We start from the raw sequence: 4440 nt of genomic DNA on the forward strand, positions 1-4440 counted from the left end.
CCCAATTCCCACCCCGCAGACCCTGCCCCGACATCACTGGCCAGGGTTCGCTGCCGCCTGCCCACTAACTCACCGATTTTCGAGCCAGGCGGACCAACTGTGCTGCTCAGCTCGACGGACATGGGGTCAGAGGGCTGTGGACGGCTGCCGCCGTGTGCCTGAGGTGGCCGATGTTGTCGTCACCGTTGTCGTCAACCCCACATCCCATAGCCGGCGGTGGAGGCTCGAGATTCTACACTGGATTCGCGACACGCTCTACCGCGAAGACCACTCCACAGCACGCACCCGCTCCGGCCCCCGCGTCATGGCGTCCCTACGCGACCTCGCCGTCGGCGCCCTACGCCTAGCCGGACGCACCGATATCACCGAAGCGACCCGCTGGGCCTGCCGCTAAATGAGCAGGCCATTCGCCATCCTCGGCCTCACCTCATGATCTTGGAACGGCCGTGGAGGACCGGGTGACCTTCCGGCTTCGGCCCGGCGGTCGTCTCCAGCACGAACAGCCGTGCGGACAACGGGGCCAACGCGACACCCATCAGAGCGAACATCATGATCCCGGATACGGCGTCGGGCGCCGCGAAGTCGGCTGCCAGTGCCGCCACCAGCGTCACTGCCGCCCACCGCGGTGCCAGTCGCGTCCGCCAGAGGGCGACGGCGAGGGCGAGGGTGCCCGCGACGGTCGCCAGCAGCACCGGGACGATGAGCACGGCGAAGGGCGGTGCCGTAAACATCGCCGCGGCGATCTCGACCGCACCTGCCCGGTCCGGGTGGCTGGCGAGCGGGTACTGGGCCATCACGTAGGCGACGGGACCGATGTGGAGCGCCCACCCCAGCGCCGCGAGGACCGTCGCAGCGACGCCGAGCCGCGAGCCCTGGGCGCGGAAGAGCCCGGTGAGCCCGAACAGGCCACCGGCGAAGCACAGGAACGAGATGACGAGCAGCACGTTCGCACCCATCCAGCGGGCGGGCTGCGCCTCGATCAGGGCGAGCTGGGCGGAGGCGTCGGCGGACGCCGGCAGGAGGATCGTGCCGGCCAGGCCGGCGACGGCGGCGGTGAGCAGTGCGACGGCGGTGCTTCGGCGTGACATGTGGACCTCCGGGGGAGCAGTGGTTGGTGCCGCCGACGCTAGGGACGGCCGGCGCCAGAATCGTCGGAGGTCACGCCGAACCGCATACGAGCCTGCTCGTATGCGCCTACCTCCCCGGGTCGATGCGGCACGGGGCAGCGCGCCGCTATGGTTCGTGCCATGACCGACGACGGCGCCGACGCCCTGGCGCAGTGGCTGAGGGCCCGGCCGCGGCTCGTGGACTTCACGGTGGCCGCCGTCCTCGTCGCGCTCGGTGCCGGGCAGGTGATGGCCGGGGACGGCGCCGCGACGGCGCCGATCGTCTCGGTCGCCATGACGGCGCCTGTCGCGTGGCGGCGCCGACGGCCCCTGCTGGCCGTCCTGATCGGGTGGTCGGCCCTCTTCGTCGGGGAGGGCCTGGGTGCGGACGTCACGAGCCAGGGCTACGCGGCCGTGATCGCGCTCATACTCACCGTCTACTCGGTCGCCGTCTACGCCCCGCTCCGCCGGGCGCTCGTCGGCCTGGTCGCGGCACTGGCCCTGGTGTGGGGCGCGATCCCGTTCGCCGCGTCACAGACAGTGGCCGACTTCGCGTTCACCGGGCTGATCACGCTCGCGCCCTGGCTCGCGGGCCGCACCATCCGGGACCGACAGCTGCGCATCACCGAGCTGCGACGCCTGGCCCGCGAGCTGGAGCACGAGCGGGAGGAACGGGCCCGTGAGGCGAGGGATGCAGAGCGCTCCCGCATCGCCCGGGAGATGCACGACGTGCTCGCACACACTGTCAGCGTGGTGGTGGTCCAGCTCGGCGCGGTCGAGCGCATCGTGGAGTCCGATCCGGGCACGGCCCGCTCAATGGTCGCCTCGGTGCGCGCCACCGCGAAGTCCGCACTCGCCGAGCTGCGGTTCCTGCTGGGCCTCGATGGCGTTCCCGCGGCCGGGCCTCGTCCCTCCCTGGCCCGGCTCGGCGACCTTGCCGACGACATGCGTACCGCCGGCGTGCCGGTTGAGCTGACGGTCAGAGGTTCGGTCGGCGGGCTGTCGCCGGCGGTCGACCTGGCCGCCTACCGGATCGTTCAGGAGTCCCTCACGAACGTCATGCGCCACGCCACGGGCGCACCCACCCGTGCCCTCGTGGTGGTGGATGAGGATGCCGTGCGTCTCACGGTTGAGGACGACGGCGCTACCCGGCCCGCGTCGCGGGTACACCCGCCCGGGGCGCCCGAGCGGGCCGGTTACGGCCTGATCGGGATGGCGGAGCGGGCCCGGCTGTGCGGGGGCGACCTTGAGGCCGGGCCCCGGCCGGGCGGAGGCTTCCGCGTTCGGGCGTGGCTGCCCCTGGTGCGGGCCGTGAGCGTGGCGTGATCCGGATCCTGCTGGCCGACGACCAGTCGCTCGTGCGTGCCGGGTTCCGGCTCATTCTCGAGACCGAGGGAGATCTCGAGGTCGTGGGCGAGACCGCCGACGGGCGGCAGGCGGTCGCTGCCGCCCGCGAGCTCCGACCGGACCTCGTGCTCATGGACATCCGGATGCCTGTGCTCGACGGGATCGGCGCGACGCGTGAGCTGGCGAGGGCCAGCGCCACGGCCAAGGTCCTGGTACTCACCACCTTCGACGACGATGCCCTCGTCCACGACGCGCTGCGCGCCGGCGCGAGCGGGTTTCTTCTCAAAGACGTGGACCCTCCCGACCTCGTCCATGCCTGCCGGACCGTCGTCCGTGACGAGGCGCTGCTCGCGCCGGCCATCACCCGGAGGCTCATTGAACGGTTCCTCGCCACCCCGCCGCCGGGCCGCCCGCCGACTGCGTTCTCCCGGCTGACGGCGCGCGAGCTCGAGGTGTTCACGCTGATGGCTCGGGGTCTAAACAACCAGGAGGTCGCCGACCGGCTGGTGATCTCCGCCACGACCGTCCGGACGCATATCACCCGCATACTCGCCAAGCTCGGCCTGCGTGACCGGGTGCACGCCGTAGTCTTCGGCTATGAGTCCGGGCTGGTCCGTCCCGGCGAGGGTGCCTGATCAGATCCAGGTCGGCAGCCACACGTGCAGTCGCCAGCCCTCGTAGGAGATGGTCTAGCCGGTCCGCACCGGCCAGAAGAACACCGCCGCCGCGACGGCGAGCCCCACGACGACCCCCCACAGCACCCACGCCGCCGGGTTGAGGCGGGTGTCGCCGTCATCGCTGACGAACAGCGCCAGGCGGGAGGGTGCACATCACCGGGGAGCGGTCGCGGACATGGCCGAGGGCGCCGGAGGCGGCGGTGGTCTCTACATTGTTGGTTCAGCGCCCCTTTTAGTCGCGCGAAGCTCGTCAAGGTCCCGGTGCCCAAGTACAAGGTCAACCGCGGCCTGACCGTCCCGCAGACTCGTGCTGTCCTCAAGGCCGCTCGGGATCACCGGCTCTACGCGCTGTACGTCCTGGCGCTCTGCCTCGACCTGCGCCGTGGGGAGGTCCTCGGGCTCCGCTGGACGGACGTCGACCTTGAGGCCGGCAAGCTGGAAGTGGTTCAGAGCCTTCAGCGGGTTGCTGGCCGTCTCCAGTTCGTGCGCCCCAAGACCTCCGACTCGGAGCGGACTGTCCCGCTGCCGCCCATCTGCGTGGAGGCCCTGCGGGAGCACCGAAGGAAGCAGTTCGCCGAACGTTCCGACCGGTGGGAGGAGTGGACGGAAAACGGCCTTGTCTTCCCCTCGCGCTGCGCCACCCCGATGGAGCCGGACAACCTGCGGCGAAGCTGGGGAGCGATCCGCAAGGGCGCCGGCCTCGGTGAAATGCGGTTCCACGATCTCCGTCACACCTGCGTGACGCTCCTTCTCAACCTCGGCGTCCCGCCCCAGGTCGTCCGGGATATCGTCGGCCATAGCGACATCGAAGTAACCATGACCATCTACGCTCATGTCTCTCTCGACGAGAAGCGTCGTGCTCTAGGCAAAATCGGTGACGCGCTAGCGTAAGAAATCAGGAAGTCAGCGCCTCAGCCCAAATCGGTTGAGGCGCTGAACCATTTGTGACCACACTCGCTCCATGGAATGGGACAAGCCTTCGTCATCTGTGTGGCCGAATGCAGACAGCGACCTCCTCGGGGAGGTCGCCCAAGAGACCCCAACCACTGCCTTCCCGCGATACCGGTGTTCCGTCGCAGACCCATGGTTCGGTCATGTCGAAGGCTTCCGGGCTGCGGCGGGCGCCATCTTGAAAGAGGTCGAGGCAGGTAGCCCCCATCGAGACAGCTTGGTACTGCCCTTCCTGGTCTGCTGGCGGCACTACGTCGAACTTCATGTCAGCTTCTCAGCCCTGAAGGACTGAGCTTGCAGCTCCTCGCCGTCGGTGGCTTCGACGGTTTGGTCCGCGTCAGGCAGCGTGACTCACTGCC

At 69.7% G+C, this 4440-nt stretch carries 4 protein-coding genes; 3 read left to right on the forward strand and 1 reads right to left on the reverse strand.

The window, feature by feature from the left end:
- Positions 1-422 precede the first annotated feature (422 nt).
- Positions 423-1088 carry a hypothetical protein gene (locus ACIN94_RS32625; RefSeq protein WP_400714844.1) on the reverse strand — a complete coding sequence of 222 codons (666 nt, stop codon included), beginning with the start codon at positions 1086-1088 and terminating at the stop codon, positions 423-425.
- A gap of 159 nt (positions 1089-1247) precedes the next feature.
- On the opposite strand from ACIN94_RS32625, the gene ACIN94_RS32630 reads away from it, so the two are divergent.
- The 3 genes from ACIN94_RS32630 to ACIN94_RS32640 all read left to right on the forward strand — a co-directional run bounded on the left by ACIN94_RS32630 (position 1248) and on the right by ACIN94_RS32640 (position 4021).
- Positions 1248-2432 (forward strand): sensor histidine kinase, encoded by a 1185-nt coding sequence (locus ACIN94_RS32630; protein WP_400714847.1) that lies wholly within the window; start codon positions 1248-1250, stop codon positions 2430-2432.
- Complete coding sequence (locus tag ACIN94_RS32635; RefSeq protein WP_400714850.1) at positions 2396-3088, forward strand: response regulator; 693 nt, start codon at positions 2396-2398, stop codon at positions 3086-3088. Before ACIN94_RS32630 ends, ACIN94_RS32635 begins: the two co-directional genes overlap by 37 nt.
- 303 nt (positions 3089-3391) lie before the next feature.
- Positions 3392-4021 carry a site-specific integrase gene (locus ACIN94_RS32640; RefSeq protein ID WP_400714853.1) on the forward strand — a complete coding sequence of 210 codons (630 nt, stop codon included), beginning with the start codon at positions 3392-3394 and terminating at the stop codon, positions 4019-4021.
- The last annotated feature ends 419 nt before the right edge of the window (positions 4022-4440 follow it).

Origin of the sequence: Streptosporangium sp. NPDC087985, assembly GCF_044741965.1 — a bacterium.
Lineage (GTDB): Bacteria > Actinomycetota > Actinomycetes > Streptosporangiales > Streptosporangiaceae > Streptosporangium.